Genomic DNA, 20,389 nt, shown 5'->3' with positions numbered 1-20,389 from the left:
CGTGCCGGTATGTCCGCCCGGAGCACGGCTCCCAGCACTCCCCCACCGAAGCAACCCCACGGCCACCGGACGATAGCGAGGACGGACATACCGGCGCGGCCCCGCCCCACAAGACGGACCAGCCCCGCAGCACGAGTGCCCCCGCAGTCGGCCACGCACCCAAGGGGACGTGCCGGTATGTCCGCCCGGAGCACGGTTCCCAGCACTCCCCCACCGAAGCAACCCCACGGCCACCGGACGATAGCGAGGACGGACATACCGGCACGGCCCCGCCCCAGGACAGACCCGCACCGACCCCCAGCACCCCACCCCACGCCCGGACCACCGCCAGGAACGCCCGGCACCGCACCCCAACCCGCTACCGTGACCCTGATGAGCACCGACGAGCAGCCCCAGCGCCCAGCGGACACACCCCGGTCCCTCGCCGAGGCACTCCGGTCCCGCGACGACGCGTCCCTCGGTGCGCTGCTCCACGCCCGCCCCGACCTCCTCACCCCGGTCCCGAACGACCTCACCCAGCTCGCGACCCGCGCGGCCACCCGCGCCTCCGTCGTCCGCGCCCTGGAGCGCCTCGACCGGTTCGCCCAGCAGGTCGCCGAGGCGCTCGCCGTGGCCCCGGAACCGGCCACGTACGAAGAGCTGCACGCCCTCGTCGCCGGGGACGAGCAAGGCGACGGGCGAGGCGACGCCACCGTCGACGCCGCGCTCGGCCGCGCCCTCGCCACCCTCCGCGAGCAGGCCCTCACCTGGGGCGCCGAAGACCGCATCCGCCTGGTCCGCACCGCACGCGAACTCCTCGCCCCCGCCCCGCAGTACCCCTCGCCCACCGGCCTCGGCCCCACCGTCGCCGAAGCCACCGCGGGCATGTCGCCGAACCGCATGCAGGACATCGTGGCGGCGGCCGGGCTCCCCTCCACCCACGACGCGGTCTCCGCGGTCAAGTCGCTCACCGAGCTCTTCGCGGACCGCACGCGCATGTCCGCGCTGCTCGACGAGGCCCCCGCAGAGTCCGTCGAGGTGCTCTCACGGCTCGTCTGGGGCCCGCCCTACGGCCAGGTCACCGCCGACCCGGCCCGCCACCTGCGCTGGCTCCTCGACCGGGGGCTCCTGCTCCCCACATCCCCGGGCACCGTCGTACTCCCCCGCGAAGCCGCCCTCCACCTGCGCGCGGGCCGCGCGCACCGGGTCCTCGAACCGTTCCCCCCGGCCGTCGAGCCGCTGCGCGAACACCGTCCACAGGCTGTGGACGCGGCGGCGGCGAGCCAGGCGTACATGGCGCTCGACACGGTCGAGGAGCTCCTGAAGGACTGGGACGAGGGCGGCCCCACCGTGCTGCGCGCGGGCGGCCTCAGCGTGCGCGACCTGAAGCGGACGGCGGTGGCCCTCGACGTACCGGAGCCGGTGGCGGCGTTCTGGGTCGAACTGGCCTACGCGGCGGGCCTCGTGGCGGCGGACGGCGACGCGGACGAGCGGTACGCGGCGACACCCGCGTACGACGACTGGCAGGAACTGTCCGCCCCCGAGCGCTGGTCGGTCCTCGCCACGGCCTGGCTGACGGCGACCCGCACGGCGGGCCTCATCGGCGGCCGTGACGGCAAGGACCGCACGCTGTCGGCGCTCGGCCCGCACCTGGACCGCTCCTCGGCGCCGGAGATCAGGCACCGGGTGCTCACGCTCCTCACCACCCTGCCGGACGGCGCGAGCCCGACACCCGAGTCGATCCTCGCGCGCCTGCGATGGGAGCGACCGCCGCGCGGCTCGGCCGGGGGCGGCGCGTCCGCCGGAGGCGTGTCCACCCACGCCCCGGCCGCCAACGCGCCCATGGAGCTGCGGGCCCGGATCGCCCAATGGACGCTGAACGAAGCGGAGTTGCTGGGGATCACGGGCCGCGGGGCACTGTCCGCGCACGGCCGGGCACTGCTCGGCTCCGAGAGCGAGGACGAGGGTTCCACAACACGAACAACAGCCACCCAGACAACAGCAGCCACCCACCCCGCACCCCCCTCCCCCGCCGAACTCGCCGTCTCCGGAGCGAGAGCCGCCCGCCTGCTCGCCCCCCTGCTCCCCGAGCCGCTCGACCACGTCCTGCTCCAGGCCGACCTCACGGCCGTGGCCCCCGGCCCGCTGGAGCGCCCGCTGGCCGAGACGCTCGCCGTGCTCGCCGACGTCGAGTCGAAGGGCGGGGCGACGGTGTACCGGTTCACGCCCGGCTCCGTGCGGCGCGCGCTCGACGCGGGCAAGGCCGCGTCCGACCTGCACGCCTTCCTGGCCGCGCACTCCCGTACGCCGGTTCCGCAGCCGCTCGCGTACCTCATCGACGACGTGGCCCGTAAACACGGCCACCTGCGGATCGGCGCCGCGTCCGCGTACGTCCGCTGCGACGACGAGGCCCTCCTGAACGAGATCCTCGCCGACAAGCGCTCCCAAAGCCTGCGCCTGCGCCGCCTCGCGCCGACCGTGCTCGCCGCGCAGGCCGACCCCGGGGCGCTCCTCGAAGGCCTGCGCTCGATGGGCTTCGCGCCCGCCGCGGAGAGCGCCGAGGGCGACGTACTGATCACTCGGGCACACGCCCACCGCTCGCCGCCCCGCACCGCGCCGGAGCCGGTCCACGACGGCCCTCCGCTGGCCGACACCACGCTGATCGGCGCGGCCGTACGCGCCATCCGCGCGGGCGACCTGGCCTCGACTGCGCCCCGCAAGGCAGCCCCGGAGACGGGCGACGCGCTGCCCCGCACGACGGCGTCGGAGACCCTCGCCACGATGCAGGCCGCGGTCCTGACGGGCGAGGCGGTGTGGATCGGCTACGTCAACGCGGAGGGCTCGGCGAGCCAGCGCGTGATCGCCCCGATCCGGGTGGAGGGCGGCTTCGTCACGGCGTACGACCACACGGCGGACGAGGTCCGCACGTACCCCCTGCACCGGGTCACGGGGGTCGCGGAGCTGGCGGACGACTGAGCCCGCCGGGCCCGGCAGGCTCCCTGCGGCTCCCTGGGGGCTCTCCGGGGCCCCCTAGGGCTCCCTGGAGCTCCGCGCGGACCCCGGCCGCCGACCGAGGCCGGAACGTATTCACGCGCCATGCGGCACACTGGACGTTTGGCTTACCGAAAGGGTGCGCGCGTGAATGGTCCCCTGATCGTCCAGTCGGACAAGACTCTCCTGCTCGAGGTCGACCACGAGCAGGCCGACGCCTGCCGCCGAGTCATCGCGCCCTTCGCGGAGCTGGAGCGTGCTCCCGAGCACATCCACACCTACCGCGTGACACCGCTCGGGCTGTGGAACGCCCGTGCCGCCGGGCACGACGCCGAGCAGGTGGTGGACGCCCTTGTGGAGTTCTCCCGCTATCCCGTGCCGCACGCGCTGCTCGTGGACATCGCCGAGACGATGGCGCGCTACGGCAGGCTCACCCTCTCGAAGCACCCCACGCACGGTCTCGTCCTGACGACCACCGACCGTCCGGTCCTGGAGGAGATCCTCCGCTCCAAGAAGGTGCAGCCGCTCGTCGGTGAGCGGGTGGACGCGGACACCGTCGTCGTCCACCCCTCCGAGCGCGGACAGGTCAAGCAGACCCTCCTGAAGCTGGGGTGGCCCGCCGAGGACCTCGCCGGGTACGTCGACGGCGAGGCGCACCGCATCGAGCTCGCGGAGGACGGCTGGGCGCTGCGGCCGTATCAGAAGCAGGCGGTCGAGGGGTTCTGGCACGGCGGCAGCGGTGTGGTCGTGCTGCCCTGCGGCGCGGGCAAGACGCTGGTGGGCGCCGGTGCGATGGCCGAGGCCAAGGCGACCACGCTGATCCTGGTGACCAACACGGTCTCCGCCCGGCAGTGGAAGCACGAGCTGATCAAGCGGACCTCGCTGACCGAGGAAGAGATCGGCGAGTACAGCGGGACCCGGAAGGAGATCCGGCCCGTCACCATCGCGACGTACCAGGTCCTGACGACGAAGCGGAAGGGTGTCTATCCGCACCTGGAGCTCTTCGACTCCCGGGACTGGGGTCTTGTCATCTACGACGAGGTGCACCTGCTCCCCGCCCCCGTCTTCAAGTTCACCGCCGACCTCCAGGCCAGGCGGCGGCTCGGCCTGACGGCGACGCTGGTGCGGGAGGACGGGCGTGAGTCGGACGTCTTCTCCCTCATCGGGCCCAAGCGCTTCGACGCTCCGTGGAAGGAGATCGAGGCGCAGGGGTACATCGCGCCCGCCGACTGTGTCGAGGTGCGGGTCAATCTGACGGACTCGGAGCGCCTCGCGTACGCGACGGCCGAGGCCGAGGAGAAGTACCGCTTCTGCGCCACGACCGCCACGAAGCGGAAGGTGACGGAGGCGCTGGTCAAGAAGCACGCGGGCGAACAGACCCTGGTCATCGGGCAGTACATCGACCAGCTCGACGAGCTGGGCGAGCACCTGGACGCGCCCGTCATCAAGGGCGAGACGACGAACGCGCAGCGCGAGAAGCTGTTCGGCGCGTTCCGGGAGGGCGAGATCTCCGTCCTCGTCGTCTCGAAGGTCGCGAACTTCTCGATCGACCTGCCCGAGGCTACGGTCGCGATCCAGGTGTCCGGGACGTTCGGCTCCCGGCAGGAGGAGGCACAGCGGCTCGGTCGTGTGCTGCGTCCGAAGGCCGACGGTCATGAGGCCCGCTTCTACTCCGTCGTGGCCCGGGACACCATCGACCAGGACTTCGCGGCGCATCGGCAGCGGTTCCTTGCGGAGCAGGGGTACGCGTACCGGATCGTGGACGCGGACGAGCTGCTGGCCGACAACTGAGTACGGCCATGATCACGAGGGCCAGCAGGGTGTAGGGCGACGCCAAGGGCTGTTGCCAGTCAGGGAGTCGTAGGTCCAGGTCGCCCTGGTGCGGGATGAGCCACAGGGTGCGGGCCGTGAAGAGGGTCGCCACCGCCGCGGTCAGGCGGGGGCGGCCCTCTGCCATGAGCAGGGCCAGGAGCGGGACGCACCAGATCCAGTGGTGGGACCAGCTGATGGGCGAGACGAGGAGCGCGGTGGCGGCCGTCAGGAGGACGCCGCGGGGTTCGCCGGTGGTGCGGCGGCTTGCCAGCCACAGGCCTGCGGCGGCGGTGAGGGCGGCCGGGACGGCCCAGAGGAGCCCCGGGTGCGGGTCGTGGGCGAGGCGGGCGACGAGCCCTTGCAGCGACTGATTGTCGACGATCCACGCCTTGCCGACGCGGCCCGTCTCGAAGATCCGGTGGGTCCAGAAGTCGATGCTGGCGGCGGGGAGCACGAGCGCGCCGAGCGCGAGGGTGCCGGTGAGAGCGGCGGTGGCGGTGAGCCCTTCGCGTACGCGCCGGGTGAGGAAGAGGTACGCGATGAAGACGGCCGGGGTGAGCTTGATCCCGGCGGCGACACCGATCGCGAAGCCCTTGCCGACGGCGCCGGGGGGTCTGGTGAGGTCCCAGAGGATCAGGCAGGCGAGGGCGAGGTTGATCTGCCCGAAGAGGAGGGTCTGGAAGACGGGCTCGAGCCAGAGGGCGAGGGCGGTACCGGTGAGGAGCGTGGTGAGGCGGGGGGTGGGGAGATCGGTGAGGCGGCAGGAGAGGTGGACGAGGAGGGCGAGGAGGGCGACGTTGCCGATGAGGAAGGTGAGCTTGAGGGCGGGGAGGGGGAGCCAGGTGGTGGGTACGAAGAGGATGGCGGCGAAGGGCGGGTAGGTGGCCGGGAGGTCCCACTCGGTGACGGTGAACCCGTAGAGATCGCTCCCACTGACGACGGCGGTGCCTTCGGCTCGGTAGACGAGGGTGTCGGCCATGGGGATGCGTTGGGCTGCGCAGAGGGTGGCGAGGGCGGCGAGGGAGACTGCGAGCAGGGCGGCTGCTGGCGCGGGGGCCTTGACGGAGGGTGACTTCTTGCTCACAGAGGGTGCCTTCACGGCGGCGACCCTAGTGGATCCCGCCCCCGCGGAACCGCTCCGTCTGCGGGTGCGGGGCCGACTGCGGGGTCACGGGTAGGTGGGCGGGAAAGCAGGTGCGTCCAGGGTCGGATGCGGGGCAATCGGGTGGGTGGGCGGGAAAGGCCTGTTCGGCAAGGAGGGGATGCCGGGCGCACCGCCCCCGGGAGGAATTCGGTGGCCCCGCCATGCAGGGGCGCATAAAATGCCCGGTCTGCCCGCGTGCAACGCGCCCGCGCCGACCGGACGGCAACCGGCCGGCCCCAGATCCCGCACCCCGCCGGAGGCACCCCGTGCACGCCCACCCCGACCCGCTCTCCCGAGAGCGGAACCACCTCTCCGCCTCCCGCTCGGCCCTCCGAGCCATGCGCGAGGACGCCGAGGCGCTCGACATCCGCGACGTCACCGCGAACTGGGTCAACGCCGCCGTCCTGCAGAGCCAGATCGACGAGCGGATCAAGTCCCTCGCCGATCTGTCCCACACCCCCCTCTTCTTCGGGCGGCTCGACTATCTCCACGCCCCCGGCGCCGACCAGGCCGAAGGTGCCGAGGGCGAGCAGTTCTACATCGGGCGGCGGCACGTCCACGACGCCGACGGCGACCCCATGGTCATCGACTGGCGCGCCCCCGTCTCGCAGCCCTTCTACCGCGCCTCCAAGAAGGCCCCGATGGACATCGGCCTGCGGCGGCGGTTCGGATACACCGGCGGTGACCTCACCGCGTACGAGGACGAACACCTCAGCGACGCCGACGAGAAGGAGCAGACAAGCAAGCTGCTCCAGCAGGAGATCGAGCGGCCCCGCGTCGGACCCATGCGCGACATCGTCGCCACCATCCAGCCCGAGCAGGACGAGATCGTCCGGAGCGGGCTCGGGGGGTCCGTCTGCGTTCAGGGCGGGCCCGGCACCGGGAAGACCGCCGTCGGGCTGCACCGTGTCGCCTATCTGCTCTACGCCCACCGCGAGCGCCTCGCCCGGACCGGGACCCTTGTCATCGGGCCCAACAAGTCCTTCCTGCATTACATCGAGCAAGTCCTGCCTGCCCTTGGCGAGTTGGAGGTCAAGCAGGCCACCGTCGACGACCTCGTCGCCCATGTGGAGGTGCGCGGCCTCGATGACGCACCCGCCGCCGTCATCAAGGGCGACGCCCGCATGGCCACCGTTCTGCGCAGAGCCCTGCGGTCCCACGTCAGCATGCCCAGTGAGCCCGTCGTAGTGGTGCGCGGGTCCCGGCGGTGGCGCGTACCCGCCTACGAACTCGAAGAGATCGTCGGGGAGTTGCTTGCTCGCGACATTCGGTACGGGGCCGCCCGTGAAGCCCTGCCCCAGCGCATCGCCCACGCCGCGCTCGTCCGCATGGAACAGGCCGGCGAGGCCCCTGACGACCGCGTGCAGGACGCCGTCGCCCGCAACCCCGCCGTGAAGGCCGCCGTCAAGGCCGTGTGGCCGCCCGTTGATCCCGCCAAGCTCGTGCTGCGGCTGCTCTCCGATGCCGAGTTCCTCGCCGTGCACGCGGAGGGGATCCTCGACGCCGACGAGCAGAAGCTCATCCTCTGGGCCAAGCCCGCGCGGAGCCTGAAGGCCGTCAAGTGGTCCGCAGCCGATGCCGTGTTGATCGATGAGGCCAGTGATCTCGTGGCCCGGACCCATTCGCTCGGGCATGTCGTCCTGGACGAGGCGCAGGACCTTTCCCCGATGCAGTACCGCGCCGTCGGGCGCCGCTGCACCACCGGTTCCGCCACCGTCCTCGGCGACCTCGCGCAGGGCACCACCCCGTGGGCCACCCGCAGTTGGGAGCAGGCTCTCGGTCATCTGGGGAAGGGCGATGCCGTGGTGGAGGAGCTCACCGCGGGGTTCCGTGTGCCCCGGGAAGTGATCGCGTTCGCCTCCCGGCTGCTTCCCTCCATCGCGCCCGGCCTCGCCGAGGTGAAGTCCGTGCGTGAGTCGGCGGGTTCACTCGTGGTGCGGCCCGTGGAGGACCTCGACGCAGCTGCCCTGGAAGCCTGCGTCGAGTCGCTGCGGCAGGAGGGGTCCATCGGGCTCATCGCCGCCGACGCGCGCGTACCCGCGCTCGCCGAAGCACTCGACGCCGCCGGGATGACGTACCTCTCGCCCGGCGAGGAGACCACCGCCGACACCCGGCTCACCCTCGTGCCCGCCTCCCTCGCCAAGGGACTTGAGTACGACTATGTCGTGCTCGACGAGCCCGCCGCCGTCGTGGACGGCGAGCCCGACGAGCGGACCGGGCTCAGGCGGCTCTACGTCGCCCTGACCCGTGCCGTCTCGGGGCTCACCGTCGTGCACGCGGCCGCGCTTCCCGAGCAGCTCGCCCTCGCCCGCTAGGCGAGCGGGGCGCGGTTCACTCGCTTCCCTTGGAGCCGTCCGCCGGGGCGCCGGCGGACGGCAGGTGCGTGACAACGAGCACGATGCCCGCGAGCGTCACGACCCGCGTGGCCGCGTCCAGGCCGTTCCAGTCCTCCGACTGCCACATGGCGAACCATTCGCCGCCGATCCCGATGAACCCCGCCCCGAACAGGACGAGGAGCATCAACAGGCCTATGGTGCCCGCCCGTTGGGCCCGGCGCAGTCCCTGGGGGCGGCGCAGGGCACCGGCCCACAGGGCTGTCGCCGTGAGGAGGACCAGCGCGGCCAGGGTCTCCCAGACGATGATCCCGACGTACGCGGCGTCCTGGAGCGCGGTGGATCCCACCGCACGCCACATCAGGTCGTCGTCCTTGAAGGTGGTGTCCATCGCCAGGACATGGCGCACGAACTGTTGGTTGGAGTCGAAATCGGTGATGTTCCCGAACGCGACGAGCGTGATGTAGAGCGCCACCGTCCCGGTGAGCAGCGTCGCGGCCACGGGCAACGCCCCGGCCGCGAGCATCCGCTCAGCGGGACGCGCCTTGTCTGCTGGTGTCGGCATGAAGTTCTCTCCCCGTAGGCCCAGTTGTATCCCGTCCCGCGGAGAATACGATCAAGCGGCCCGCGGAATGGGATCAGGCGTCCACCGCTGCCCGCCACCGGGCGACGGCGTCGGCGGAGACCGGTGCCGTCCAGCCGTGCGGCCGCGACGCCCCGCCGATGTGGAAGGCGTCGACCCCGGCGGCCTTGAGCCGCGGGAGGTGGTCGAGGCGGAGGCCGCCGCCGACCAGGATCTGCTGCTCGTAGCCCGGCTCGCCGGACCGTGCCGCCTCGGCGAGCAGCGTGGGCAGGCCCTCGTCCACGCCCGCCGCCGCGCCCGCGGTGAGGTAGGTGTCGAGCCCCGGCAGGTCCGCGAGCTGCTTGCGCAGGGCGTCGCGGTCCGGGGTCCGGTCGATGGCCCGGTGGAACGTCCAGCGGCAGCCGTCGAGCGCGCCCACCACCGCCTCGACCGCGGGCAGGTCGGGGCCGCCCGTCTCGTCGAGGAAGCCGAGTACGAACTCGTCGGCGCCCGCGCTCCTGAGCTCGCGCGCACGGCGTACGAGCTCGGCCACGTCGCCCGCCGCGAAGCCGTCCGCCAGACGCAGCATCACGCGCAGGGAGATGTCCACGGCGGCGCGGATCTCGGCAAAGGTCTCGCGGGACGGGGTCAGGCCGTCCGCGGCCATGTCAGTGACCAGCTCGAGGCGGTCGGCGCCTCCGGCCTGGGCGGCGACGGCGTCCTCGGCGTCGAGGGCGATCACCTCCAGGACTGCACGCTTGCTCATGGATGTCTTCCTTCGGGTCCGGGTCCGCGGGGGCGGGCATCGCAGAAGTCTCCGAAGCCGCCGCACATAGGTCTAGTCCAATTACCCAGCCTACGCGCAGATCACCCCGGCGCGACCCAAGCGCACCGGGGTGATCGTAGAGACATGTACACGCCGACCTTGCCGCAGGTTCGGGCAAGTGACCCCTCGGCGTTCAGCTCAGCGGCTTGAACCCCCTCAGGCGCAGGCTGTTGCCGACCACGAAGACCGAGGAGAAGGCCATCGCGGCGCCCGCGATCATCGGGTTCAGGAGGCCCGCGGCGGCCAGCGGCAGCGCGCCCACGTTGTAGGCGAAGGCCCAGAACAGGTTCGACTTGATCGTGCCGAGGGTGCGGCGGGAGAGGCGGATGGCGTCCGCCGCGGCCCGCAGGTCTCCTCGTACGAGGGTCAGGTCGCCCGCCTCGATCGCGGCGTCCGTGCCCGTGCCCATCGCCAGACCCAGGTCGGCCTGGGCAAGGGCTGCCGCGTCGTTCACGCCGTCGCCGACCATGGCCACGCTGCGGCCCTCCGCCTGGAGGCGCTTGACGACGTCCACCTTGTCCTGCGGCATGACCTCCGCGATCACGTCCTGCGGAGCGATGCCGACCTCGGCCGCCACCGATGCCGCGACCGCCTTGTTGTCGCCGGTCAGGAGGATGGGCGTGAGGCCAAGGGCGCGGAGGCGGCGGATGGCTTCCGGGCTCGTGTCCTTGACCGCGTCCGCCACCTCCAGGACCGCGCGGGCCTCGCCGTCCCAGGCGACCGCGATGGCCGTGCGTCCCGCGGCCTCGGCCCGGGCCTTCGCACGCTCCAGCTCCACGGGGAGGCCGATGGCCCACTCCGCGAGCAGCGCCTCGCGGCCGACCAGGACCGCGTGCCCCTCGACGATGCCCTGCACACCCAGACCCGCCACGTTCGCGAAGTCCTCGGGGACGGGCAGCGTGCCGACCTGCGCGGCCGCGCCGGCGGCCACCGCCTGGGCGATGGGGTGCTCCGAGGAGTGCTCCAACGCCCCGGCCAGGCGCAGGACTTCGGCCTCGGTGGCGCCGTCCGCGACGTGCGTGGCGAGCAGTGTCATCTTGCCGGTGGTGACGGTGCCGGTCTTGTCCAGGACGATCGTGTCGACCTTGCGGGTCGTCTCCAGGACCTCCGGGCCCTTGATCAGGATGCCGAGCTGGGCGCCGCGTCCGGTGCCGACCATGAGGGCGGTCGGCGTCGCGAGGCCCAGGGCGCAGGGGCAGGCGATGATCAGTACGGCGACCGCGGCGGTGAAGGCGGCCGTCAGACCCGAGCCGTTGCCGAGCCAGAAACCGAGGGTGGCGACGGCCAGGGCGATGACGACCGGCACGAAGACGGCCGAGATCTTGTCGGCGAGGCGCTGGGCCGCCGCCTTGCCGTTCTGCGCGTCCTCGACGAGCTTGGCCATCCTGGCCAGTTGGGTGTCGGCGCCGACGCGGGTGGCTTCGACGACCAGGCGTCCGCCCACGTTCAGGGTGGCTCCGGTGACCGCGTCGCCCTTGGCGACCTCGACCGGCACGGACTCGCCGGTGAGCATGGAGGCGTCGACGGCGGACGCGCCCTCGACGACCTTGCCGTCGGTGGCGATCTTCTCGCCGGGACGGACGAGGAAACGGTCGCCGACCTTCAAGTCGCCTACCGGGATGGTCTCTTCACGCCCGCCGTCCCGCAGGACCGTGACGTCCTTGGCGCCCAGCTGGAGCAGCGCCTTCAGGGCGGCGCCCGCCTTGCGCTTGGAGCGGGCCTCGAAGTACCGCCCGGCCAGGATGAAGGCGGTGACGCCCGCCGCGGCCTCCAGGTAGATGTTCCCTGCGCCGTCCGAGCGGGAGATGGTCAGCTCGAAGGGGTGCGTCATGCCGGGCGTACCGGCCGTACCGAAGAACAGCGCCCACAGCGACCAGATGAACGCGGCCGACGTGCCGACCGAGATCAGCGTGTCCATCGTCGCCGCGCCGTGCCGCGCGTTCGTGAAAGCGGCCTTGTGGAAGGGCCAGGCCGCGTACGTCACGACCGGCGCCGCGAGGGTCAGCGAGAGCCACTGCCAGTACTCGAACTGGAGGGCCGGGATCATCGCCATCGCGACGACGGGCACGGAGAGCAGGACCGCCGTGATCAGCCGCTCGCGCAGGGGCCGCAGTTCGTCGTCGGCCCGCCGCTCCTCGTTGCCCGGGTCCGACTCCTCGGTGCGGGCCGGGGCGGGCTCCTGCGCGGTGTAGCCGGTGGCCTCGACGGTGGCGATCAGGTCCTGTACGGCGATGTCCTGGCCGCGGTAGCTGACCTTGGCCTTCTCGGTGGCGTAGTTGACGGTCGCCTCGACGCCGTCCATGCGGTTGAGCTTCTTCTCGATGCGGGCGGCGCACGAGGCGCAGGTCATGCCACCGATGGCGAGCTCGACTTCGGCGGTGGACGCCACCTCGGGGGTGCCGGGTGTGGTGGACATGTCTGCGGGCTCCTCGTGTCGTGGGCGGACGGATACCTGGGGTGGGTACTGGTGACGAGATCCATGTATACCCCTGGGGGGTACCGAACGCAAGAGGGATCCCGGGCTTGACTTCATACCCTAGGGGGGTATCTTCGGAGGCGTAAGGAGAGACCGCTCGCACCGGTCACCTCACTCGCCCCTTCGCCTCATGGGAGTCGTCATGAACACCGGACTGAAGATCACCGCCTTCGCCGCAGCCGTCGCCGCGACCTTCGGCACCGCGTACGGCGTGGGCCAGGGCGTCGACCCCGTGACCGCGGAGAAGAAGCCCGCGAGCGAGCACGGCGGTCACACGGGTGAGAAGGAAGAGCCAGGGGGCGGCGGTGCGGACGCCGGCGCGGGCCACGCGGACGCCGTGCCCGGCGGCCTGCAGATCTCCGAGCGCGGCTACACGCTCGACCTGAAGACCTCCCGCATCGACGCCGAGAAGCGCGAGGAGCTGCGGTTCGCGGTGGTCAAGGACGGCGCGGGCAAGGACGGCCGGGGCAAGAACGTCACGGCGTACGAGACGGAACACGACAAGGAACTGCACCTCATCGTCGCCTCACGCGACCTGACGACCTACCGCCACCTGCACCCGACCCGCGCGGCGGACGGCACCTGGTCGACGCCGGTCGAGCTCCCGGAGGCGGGCGGCTACCGCGTCTTCGCCGACTTCAAGCCCGAGGGCGCGAAGGAGGGCCTGACGCTGGGCGCGGACCTCGCGGTGGCGGGGAAGTACGAGCCGAAGAGTCTTCCCGAGCACAACACCAAGGCTTCGGTCGACGGCTACGAGGTGAGTCTCGACGGCGAGCTGAAGCCGGGGAAGTCCGCCGACCTGACCCTGAACGTGGCGAAGAACGGCAAGCCGGTCACCGACCTCCAGCCCTACCTCGGTTCGTACGGCCACCTGGTGGCCCTGCGCTCCGGCGACCTGGCCTACCTCCACGTGCACCCCACCGGCGAACCCGGCGACGGCAGGACGAAGCCGGGCCCCGGCGTCTCCTTCGCGGCGACGGCCCCGAGCCCCGGGTCGTACCGCCTCTTCCTGGACTTCAAGCACGAGGGCAAGGTGCGGACGGCGGCGTTCACCGTGACGGCGGGCAGCGCGGGCGAAGCCGCGTCGGAGCACGACGACGCCTCCGAGTCCGGCGAGCACGGGCACTAGGCCTGGGCGGGGGCGGCGGATCGGGCCCCCGCCCAGACTGCTCAGCTGAAGATCGTGGACAGTTCGCTCTCCCTCGCGCCCGCCAGTTCATAGCGTGTCCCCGTCAGCGGGCGTCCCGTGTAGAGACGTATCAAGGTCGGGGCGTCGCCGATGTAGCGGGCCGGGGGGTTGGTGCCGTCGGGCGTGCCCAGGAGCAGTGGTTCGTCGCGGCCGTCGATGTCCGCGTGCAGCGGCACCGCTTTCACCACCCTGCTGCGCTCCGAGAGGAGCCGCAACGCATCAGGAAGCCCCGCACCCCCATAGGCCCCCGGCTTCCCCCAGGCCGCGCGGACATCCCCCGCGTGCACCCACTCGCCGAGCGCGATCCCGTCCATGCGCCCCTTCGCGCGGGCCATGATCGCGCCCGCCTCCGTCATCCCCCGCTCCAGCTCGTCCACCACACGGGAGTTGGACCAGTCGGCGCGCTCGGCGATGTCGCGGTCGTTGGACTCCGGCGAGTACACACCCTCCTCGAAGCGGTTCTCGACCACCCGCATCAGCGCGGAGCCGCAGTGCGCGAGCACATGCCGCACCGTCCAGCCGGGACAACAGGTCCTGATGTCGTACGCGGAGTCGTCGGCTTCCCTCAACAGCGGTATCAGGGCGTCCCGTTCGGTGCGCAGGAGGCGCCCCGCGCGCTCGGGGTCGTACGTCTCGTCAGTCGTCGTGGTCGTCATGTCGGCAGCCAATCGCGCCACCGCCGCACATGGCAACGGGGCGCCACCATCCAACACCCCCAGGGGGATAGCAGCCCTTAGAGTCACCCCATGGCCGACAACGACAACGACGACCACGGGGAACTCCGTGCCCGCTGGCACGCGACCCTGCTCCGCGCGAGCGGCGGCGCCCCCGACCCCGCGCCCTACGCGGACAACCTGCTCGCACGCTGGGCCGAGCCGCAGCGGCGGTACCACACCACCGCCCACCTGACGGCGGTCCTCGACCACATCGACGTGCTGGAAGAGCACGCGGACGACCCCGATCTCGTGCGGCTCGCGGCCTGGTTCCACGACGCGGTGTACGCGCCGGACCGCTCCGAGAACGAGGAGCGCAGCGCCCGCCTCGCCGAACGCGCCCTCCACGAGGCCGGGTTGAGGCCCGAGGCCACGGCCGAGGTGGCCCGCCTGGTCCGGCTCACCGTCACCCACGACCCCGCCGACGGCGACCACAACGGCGAGGCCCTGTGCGACGCCGACCTGGCGATCCTGGCCGCGGCCCCGGACGCGTACGCCGCCTACGCCGCCGCCGTCCGCGAGGAGTACGCCTTCGTGCCGGACGAGGACTTCCGCGCGGGCCGGGCGGCGGTGCTCCGCCAACTCCTCGCGCTGCCGAAGCTGTTCCGCACCCCGCATGGTGCGGCCGAGTGGGAGGGCCCCGCGCGCGCGAACCTGGCGACGGAAATGGACCTGCTCAGCGCCTGACGCTCCCGTACGCTCGGCCCATGCTTTCCATGGGTGGGGACCAGCTGGACGAGGCCGTGGCACACGCGGCGAAGGTGCTGCGTACGGCGGTGGGGCTCGACTGGAGCGTCAAGGCGGGCGGCCTCGACTGGAGTTGCCTGGAGACGGCCGAGCACATCGCGTGCGATCTCGTCTCGTACGCCGGGCAGCTGACGGGCCGGGCGACGGACGGGTGGGTCCCCTTCGAGATCTCCTTGGACGAGGGCTCGGGCCCCAAGGACGCGATCAGCGTCATCGAGTCGACCGGCGGCCTGCTCTCGGCGGTGCTGCGGACCACACCGCCCGGGGTCAGGGGCTACCACCCCTACCCCTCCGGCAGCGCGGACGCGGTGGGCTTCGCGGCGATGGGCGTCACGGAAGTGCTGCTCCACACGTACGACATCGCGCAGGCGCTCGGCGTCGACGCCGAGCCGCCTGCCGCGCTCTGCGAGGCGGCGCTCGCCTGGCTCTTCCCCGAGGTCACGCCCGCGCGTGCGCCCGGGGACCAGTGGGCGACGCTGCTCTGGGCCACGGGCCGCGGCGCTCTGGCGGGGCGCCCGAGGCTGGAGCGCTGGCGCTGGCACAACTCCCTGGAGATTCCGGCGGGGCGGATCGTCCTGCGGGAGGTGTCCCCCGCGGCTGCGGCCGATCTCGCCGCGGGCGGCACGGGTGGTCTGACGTGGATCGAGGGCGGGCCCTTCGACGGGACGCGGACGGCCGCGGAGATGGTGACGAAGGCGTACGCGTCCGGGGTGCACCGGCCCGAGTGGGGGATGTTCGCGCTGGTCCGCGCGGAGGACGAGGTCGCCGTCGGCGGGATGGGGTTCCATGGGCCGCCGGACGAGGAGGGTGTGGCGGAGGTCGGCTACGACCTGGTGCCGGCGGCGCGGGGCCGGGGCTATGCCTCGGAGGCGCTGGACTCCCTCTCCTCCATGGCTCTGGCCCGCCCCGGGGTGACGGCCCTGCTTGCCGTCGTCGAGCCCGAGAACACGGCCTCCCAGCAGGTGGCCCTCCGGGCGTCCTACACCCGCGTCTCGGACCGCGAAAACCTCCAGGCGTACCTGCGCCGAGCCTGAACGCCACCACCAAAGCCGCCGCTCCGCGCCGGATCTTTTCCCGCCCACCCACCCGATTGCCCCGCAGCACACACCAGACGCACCACCAGCCCCGGGAATGTAAGCCCCACCCCCAGCGTTCACCACTGTTATGCCGACACCTGACCCAAAGGCCCCTGCCCCCAAGGCCCCCGAGCCAGGGAAAAGCGCCAGCCGCACCCGTATGCCCATAGCCGTCTACATCCTCGGCCTCGCCGTCTTCGCCCTCGGCACGAGCGAGTTCATGCTCTCGGGGCTCCTGCCCCCCATCGCGGACGACATGGACGTCTCCATCCCCCGCGCCGGTCTGCTCATCTCCGCCTTCGCCATCGGCATGGTCGTCGGCGCACCCCTCCTCGCCGTGGCGACCCTCCGCCTCCCCCGCCGCACGACCCTCATCACCCTCATCACCGTCTTCGGCCTGGGCCAGGTCGCCGGCGCCCTCGCGCCCACCTACGAGATCCTCTTCGCGTCCCGCGTCATCAGCGCGTTCGCCTGCGCCGGGTTCTGGGCCGTCGGCGCGGCCGTCGCCATCGCGATGGTGCCGGTCAACCAGCGCGCCCGCGCCATGGCCGTGATGATCGGCGGACTCTCCATCGCGAACGTCCTCGGCGTACCCGCAGGCGCGTTCCTCGGCGACAACTTCGGCTGGCGGTCCGCCTTCTGGGCGGTCGGTGCCGCCTCCGCCATCGCCCTCGTCGGCGTACTCACCCTCATCCCCCGCATCCCCCTCCCCGCCGAGAAGCCCCGCCTGAAGCAAGAGCTCGCCATCTACCGCGACCGGCAGGTCTGGCTCTCCATCGCGATCACCGCGCTCGCCGCGGGCGGCGTCTTCTGCGCGTTCTCGTACCTCTCCCCGCTCCTGACGGACGTCGCGGGGCTCGACAAGGGCTGGGTCCCGACCGTCCTCGGCCTCTTCGGCGCGGGCGCGCTCCTCGGCACGGCGATCGGCGGCCGCATCGCGGACGCGCACCTCTTCGGCGTCCTGCTGAGCGGCATCGTGGCCTCGACGGTCTTCCTCGTCGCCCTCGCCCTCTTCTCCGGCACGGCGGCCGTGGCGATCTCCCTCTCGTTCCTCCTCGGCGTCTCCGCCTTCTACACCGCCCCGGCCCTCAACGCCCGGATGTTCAACGTCGCGGGCGCCGCCCCCACCCTCGCGGGCGCGACCACGACGGCCGCGTTCAACCTGGGCAACACCGGTGGCCCCTGGCTCGGCGGCACGGTGATCGACCTCAAGCTGGGCTACGCCTCCACGGCATGGGCGGGCGCGGCCATGACGGCGATCGCGATCGCGGCGGTCACCGTCTCCCTGCGGCTGCACCGCAGGACACCGAGCCGCGTGGTCACGGCTTCCTCAGCCGGAGCCGAGCCCCAGGCCGAGACCCAGACTCCCTCACTCCAGGGGCCGTAGGAACCGCCGCTCGTAGCGCCGGATGCACCCCGTCCGGCGCGCGAGCTCGATGGCCTCCTGGCACTCGGCGTCGGTCGCGCTGTCCGTGCGGTACTGCTCGTACGCGGCGAAGCTCGGGAACGAGAAGAGGGCGTACGCGATGTCGCTGTCGCCCTCGCTGGGCAGGAAGTAGCCGTGGTGGTCGCCGCCGAAGCGGTTGACGAGGACGACCCAGCGGCGGCCGTACTCCTCGAAGTCGTCGATGCGGTCGGGATCGATCTCGTACTTCAGGTGAACCGTGATCATGCGGGCCAGCCTAGGCTCAACTCACCCTAGGCGGGCCTGCCCTTGGGCCTCCGCAGCCCCGCATCCGTCAGCCTGCGCACCAGCTCCTTGGAGCCGATCTCGACCGCGCCCGCGCGCACGGCGTCGTCGTAGCGGTGCGAGGGCAGGTCGTAGTGGTCGCGCTCGAAGGCGCGCGCCGGGGCGCCGATGCCCGCCGCGAACGCGTGCAGTTCCTCGTACGAGACGTCGCTGACCAGGTGCGACCACATGCGGCCGTGGCCGGGCCAGGTCGGCGGGTCGATGTAGACCGTCATGCCGGGTCGCCCTTCGCCCCGCGAGGACCCCTCACGTCAGGCCGCCCACCGGCGCCACGACCACGCCCGCCTTGCCGCACACCCAGTGCGGGTCGGGGCCCAACTCCGGTTCCACGTCCAGGGCGTGGGGATCACCCGTGCCGCAGACCGGGCACAGCGGCCAGCGGCCGTAGCGCTCCAGGAGCGCGTCCTGGACGTCCTGGGCGACGAGCCCCGCGACGTACTCGACGCCCTCGGGCCACTGCTCGACCCACCAGCGGCGGTGCGCCACCGACTCCTCGACCAGCGAGACGACCTCTGCCTGGGCGACCTCGCGGGTCACCAGGTCGGCGAGGACAAGTGCACGAGCGGCGTGCAGCGCCTGCTCCAGGGGGTCGATCGCGTCCATGCAGCCATTGTCCACCCCACGCGCAACTCACTCGAAGATCCATCCGAGATCGGACCGGAGCACCCACCCGCATCGGGGCCGGAAGATCATCCGAGATCGGGACCAAAGGACCCTTGACCCATCACGCGTCCGAAAATATCTTTCAAGCGTGACCAACAACGTGAAGGAAATTTTCGCGGGCGCGGCGCCCCCCGCCCCCGCCGCCCTCGCGGCCAAGGTGCGGACCCTCGCGCCGTCCATGACCCGCTCCATGCAGCTCGTCGCCGAGGCCGTCGCAGGCGACCCCGCGGGCTGCGCCGCCCTCACGGTTACCGGCCTCGCCGAGCTCACCGGCACCAGCGAGGCCACGGTGGTCCGCACCGCCCGCCTCCTCGGCTACCCCGGCTACCGCGACCTGCGGCTCGCCCTGGCCGGACTCGCCGCCCAGCAGCAGTCGGGCCGCGCGCCCGCCGTCACCGCCGACATCGCCGTCGACGACCCGATCGCGGACGTCGTGGCGAAGCTCGCGTACGACGAGCAGCAGACCCTCGCCGACACCGCGGCCGGACTCGACACCGTCCAGCTCGGCGCCGCCGTCGCCGCGCTCGCCGTCGCGCCCCGCGCCGAGATCTACGGCGTCGCCGCGTCCGGCCTCGTCGCCCAGGACCTCGCGCAGAAGCTGCTTCGCATCGGCCACATCGCCCACGCGCACTCCGACCCGCACCTGGCCGTCACGAACGCCGTCACGCTGCACTCCAAGGACGTGGCCATCGCGATCACGCACTCCGGATCGACCGGCGACGTCATCGAGCCGCTGCGGGTCGCCTTCGAGCGCGGGGCGACGACCATCGCGATCACCGGGCGCCCCGGCAGCCCCGTCTCGCAGTACGCGGATCACATACTGACCACCTCCACCGCCCGCGAGAGCGAGCTCAGGCCCGCCGCGATGTCGTCGCGCACGAGCCAGCTGCTCGTCGTGGACTGCCTGTTCGTGGGCGTCGCCCAGCGGACGTACGAGACCGCGGCGCCCGCACTCGCCGCCTCGTACGAAGCACTCGCGCACCGGCACAGCCCGCGCGGCGGCAGCCGCTGACCTCCCCGCCCCAGGGCGCCCCGCGATCAACCGCCACCCCCCGCCGCACACGAAAGAGCCGCACCTCATGACCTCCACGACCGACGCCACCCCCTCCCCCGCCCCCGGAAGCGGATCCGGGTCCGGGGACACGTACGGCGAACTCCGCGCCCAGCTGGACACCCTCACCACCGAGGCGTTCCGGCCCGAGCTCTCCGAGATCGACCGGCAGCCCACGCTGGAGATCGCGAAGATCATGAACGGCGAGGACGCCACGGTGTCCGCGGCCGTCGCCGAGCAGCTCCCGGCGATCGCCGCAGCCATCGACGGCACGGCGGAGCGCATGGCCCGCGGCGGACGGCTGATCTACGCGGGCGCGGGCACGGCCGGACGCCTCGGGGTGCTCGACGCCTCCGAGTGCCCGCCCACCTTCAACACCGACCCGGCCGAGGTCGTCGGCCTCATCGCGGGCGGCCCGAGCGCCATGGTCACGGCGGTCGAGGGCGCGGAGGACAGCAAGGAGTTCGCGGCCGAGGACCTGGACGGGCTCCGGCTCACGGCGGACGACGTGGTCGTCGGGATCTCCGCCTCCGGCCGCACCCCGTACGCGATCGGCGCGGTCGAGCACGCGCGGGCCAGGGGCGCGCTCACCATCGGCCTCTCCTGCAATGCGGACAGCGGTCTCGCGGCGGCCGCCGACCACGGCATCGAGGTCGTCGTGGGCCCCGAACTCCTCACCGGCTCCACCCGTCTGAAGGCGGGCACGGCCCAGAAGCTCGTCCTCAACATGCTGTCGACGATCACCATGATCCGCCTCGGCAAGACCTACGGAAACCTGATGGTGGACGTACGCGCGTCGAACGAGAAGCTGCGCGCCCGCTCGCGACGGATCGTCTCGCTGGCCACCGGTGCCTCCGACGAGGAGATCGAGACGGCCCTCGCAGCCACCGACGGGGAGGTGAAGAACGCCATCCTCACCATCCTCGGCGGAGTGGACGGCCCCACGGCCGCAGACCTCCTCTCCTCCTCGGACGGCCACCTCAGGGCCGCCCTCGACACCTCGCGCACGACCCGTACCACCTGACCCCGAGCCGCTGGAAGAACAGCGCCACCCCGCACGCACAGCAAGGCACCCCG

The 20,389-nt window shown here is 72.3% G+C and carries 16 protein-coding genes and 1 pseudogene; 9 read left to right on the top strand and 8 right to left on the bottom strand.

Going from position 1 to position 20,389, the window contains the following annotated elements:
• Window positions 1–372 precede the first annotated feature (372 nt).
• Together ABZ833_RS43775 and ABZ833_RS43770 are read left to right on the top strand one after the other, a co-directional pair.
• Window positions 373–2,955: a helicase C-terminal domain-containing protein gene (locus ABZ833_RS43775; RefSeq protein WP_361059173.1), complete on the top strand. Its 2,583-nt coding sequence runs from the start codon at window positions 373–375 to the stop codon at window positions 2,953–2,955.
• Window positions 2,956–3,117: 162 nt separating this feature from the next.
• Window positions 3,118–4,761 (top strand): DNA repair helicase XPB, encoded by a 1,644-nt coding sequence (locus ABZ833_RS43770; protein ID WP_249589228.1) that lies wholly within the window; start codon window positions 3,118–3,120, stop codon window positions 4,759–4,761.
• Window positions 4,762–4,765: 4 nt separating this feature from the next.
• On the opposite strand, the pseudogene ABZ833_RS43765 reads toward ABZ833_RS43770, so the two are convergent.
• A pseudogene (locus tag ABZ833_RS43765) lies at window positions 4,766–5,818 on the bottom strand (glycosyltransferase 87 family protein); the annotation flags it as partial.
• Between the two features lie 374 nt (window positions 5,819–6,192).
• Here ABZ833_RS43765 and ABZ833_RS43760 point away from each other — a divergent pair.
• The gene (locus tag ABZ833_RS43760) at window positions 6,193–8,241 is read left to right on the top strand and encodes an ATP-binding domain-containing protein (RefSeq protein ID WP_361059171.1); all 2,049 of its coding nucleotides are present in this window, start codon (window positions 6,193–6,195) and stop codon (window positions 8,239–8,241) included.
• 16 nt (window positions 8,242–8,257) lie between these two features.
• Here the strand turns inward: ABZ833_RS43760 and ABZ833_RS43755 are convergent, their stop codons facing one another.
• The 3 genes from ABZ833_RS43755 to ABZ833_RS43745 all read right to left on the bottom strand — a co-directional run bounded on the left by ABZ833_RS43755 (window position 8,258) and on the right by ABZ833_RS43745 (window position 12,063).
• Window positions 8,258–8,785 (bottom strand): DUF2165 domain-containing protein, encoded by a 528-nt coding sequence (locus ABZ833_RS43755; protein ID WP_361059180.1) that lies wholly within the window; start codon window positions 8,783–8,785, stop codon window positions 8,258–8,260.
• 112 nt (window positions 8,786–8,897) lie between these two features.
• Window positions 8,898–9,587 carry a copper homeostasis protein CutC gene (locus tag ABZ833_RS43750; protein ID WP_361059169.1) on the bottom strand — a complete coding sequence of 230 codons (690 nt, stop codon included), beginning with the start codon at window positions 9,585–9,587 and terminating at the stop codon, window positions 8,898–8,900.
• A gap of 193 nt (window positions 9,588–9,780) precedes the next feature.
• A complete protein-coding gene (locus ABZ833_RS43745) occupies window positions 9,781–12,063 on the bottom strand; it encodes a heavy metal translocating P-type ATPase (protein WP_361059167.1) in 2,283 nt (760 codons plus the stop codon).
• A 202-nt stretch (window positions 12,064–12,265) separates the two neighbouring features.
• On the opposite strand from ABZ833_RS43745, the gene ABZ833_RS43740 reads away from it, so the two are divergent.
• Window positions 12,266–13,252 (top strand): hypothetical protein, encoded by a 987-nt coding sequence (locus ABZ833_RS43740; RefSeq protein ID WP_361059165.1) that lies wholly within the window; start codon window positions 12,266–12,268, stop codon window positions 13,250–13,252.
• Window positions 13,253–13,293: 41 nt separating this feature from the next.
• Here ABZ833_RS43740 and ABZ833_RS43735 read toward each other — a convergent pair whose 3' ends face one another.
• Complete coding sequence (locus tag ABZ833_RS43735) at window positions 13,294–13,968, bottom strand: maleylpyruvate isomerase family mycothiol-dependent enzyme (RefSeq protein WP_361059163.1); 675 nt, start codon at window positions 13,966–13,968, stop codon at window positions 13,294–13,296.
• A 90-nt stretch (window positions 13,969–14,058) separates the two neighbouring features.
• On the opposite strand from ABZ833_RS43735, the gene ABZ833_RS43730 reads away from it, so the two are divergent.
• From ABZ833_RS43730 to ABZ833_RS43720, 3 genes are all read left to right on the top strand, one after another.
• On the top strand, window positions 14,059–14,712 hold the full coding sequence (locus ABZ833_RS43730; RefSeq protein WP_361059161.1) for a hypothetical protein: 654 nt from the start codon (window positions 14,059–14,061) through the stop codon (window positions 14,710–14,712).
• 20 nt (window positions 14,713–14,732) lie between these two features.
• Window positions 14,733–15,806 carry a GNAT family N-acetyltransferase gene (locus ABZ833_RS43725; protein ID WP_361059160.1) on the top strand — a complete coding sequence of 358 codons (1,074 nt, stop codon included), beginning with the start codon at window positions 14,733–14,735 and terminating at the stop codon, window positions 15,804–15,806.
• Window positions 15,807–16,008: 202 nt separating this feature from the next.
• Window positions 16,009–17,235, top strand: coding sequence for a Cmx/CmrA family chloramphenicol efflux MFS transporter (locus ABZ833_RS43720; protein WP_361059158.1), 1,227 nt, complete (start codon window positions 16,009–16,011; stop codon window positions 17,233–17,235).
• Here the strand turns inward: ABZ833_RS43720 and ABZ833_RS43715 are convergent.
• The 3 genes from ABZ833_RS43715 to ABZ833_RS43705 are packed head-to-tail and all read right to left on the bottom strand — an operon-like array spanning window position 17,218 to window position 18,201.
• Window positions 17,218–17,520 (bottom strand): NIPSNAP family protein, encoded by a 303-nt coding sequence (locus tag ABZ833_RS43715; protein ID WP_361059156.1) that lies wholly within the window; start codon window positions 17,518–17,520, stop codon window positions 17,218–17,220. The two genes, ABZ833_RS43720 and ABZ833_RS43715, sit on opposite strands and share 18 nt — an antisense overlap.
• Before the next feature lie 26 nt (window positions 17,521–17,546).
• Complete coding sequence (locus ABZ833_RS43710) at window positions 17,547–17,813, bottom strand: DUF4031 domain-containing protein (protein ID WP_361059154.1); 267 nt, start codon at window positions 17,811–17,813, stop codon at window positions 17,547–17,549.
• A gap of 31 nt (window positions 17,814–17,844) precedes the next feature.
• Complete coding sequence (locus ABZ833_RS43705) at window positions 17,845–18,201, bottom strand: hypothetical protein (protein WP_249589216.1); 357 nt, start codon at window positions 18,199–18,201, stop codon at window positions 17,845–17,847.
• A gap of 148 nt (window positions 18,202–18,349) precedes the next feature.
• Here ABZ833_RS43705 and ABZ833_RS43700 point away from each other — a divergent pair, with 148 nt between their 5' ends.
• Window positions 18,350–19,273, top strand: a complete 924-nt coding sequence (locus tag ABZ833_RS43700; RefSeq protein ID WP_361059152.1) for a MurR/RpiR family transcriptional regulator — start codon at window positions 18,350–18,352, stop codon at window positions 19,271–19,273.
• A gap of 67 nt (window positions 19,274–19,340) precedes the next feature.
• Window positions 19,341–20,336, top strand: coding sequence for an N-acetylmuramic acid 6-phosphate etherase (gene murQ / locus ABZ833_RS43695; protein WP_361059150.1), 996 nt, complete (start codon window positions 19,341–19,343; stop codon window positions 20,334–20,336).
• Window positions 20,337–20,389 lie beyond the last annotated feature (53 nt).

The sequence above is a fragment of the Streptomyces sp. NPDC047525 genome (genome assembly GCF_040643025.1).
GTDB lineage: Bacteria > Actinomycetota > Actinomycetes > Streptomycetales > Streptomycetaceae > Streptomyces > Streptomyces durmitorensis.
The sequence above is the reverse complement of the archived record's forward strand: the minus strand, read 5'-3'. Positions and strand labels throughout refer to the sequence as shown.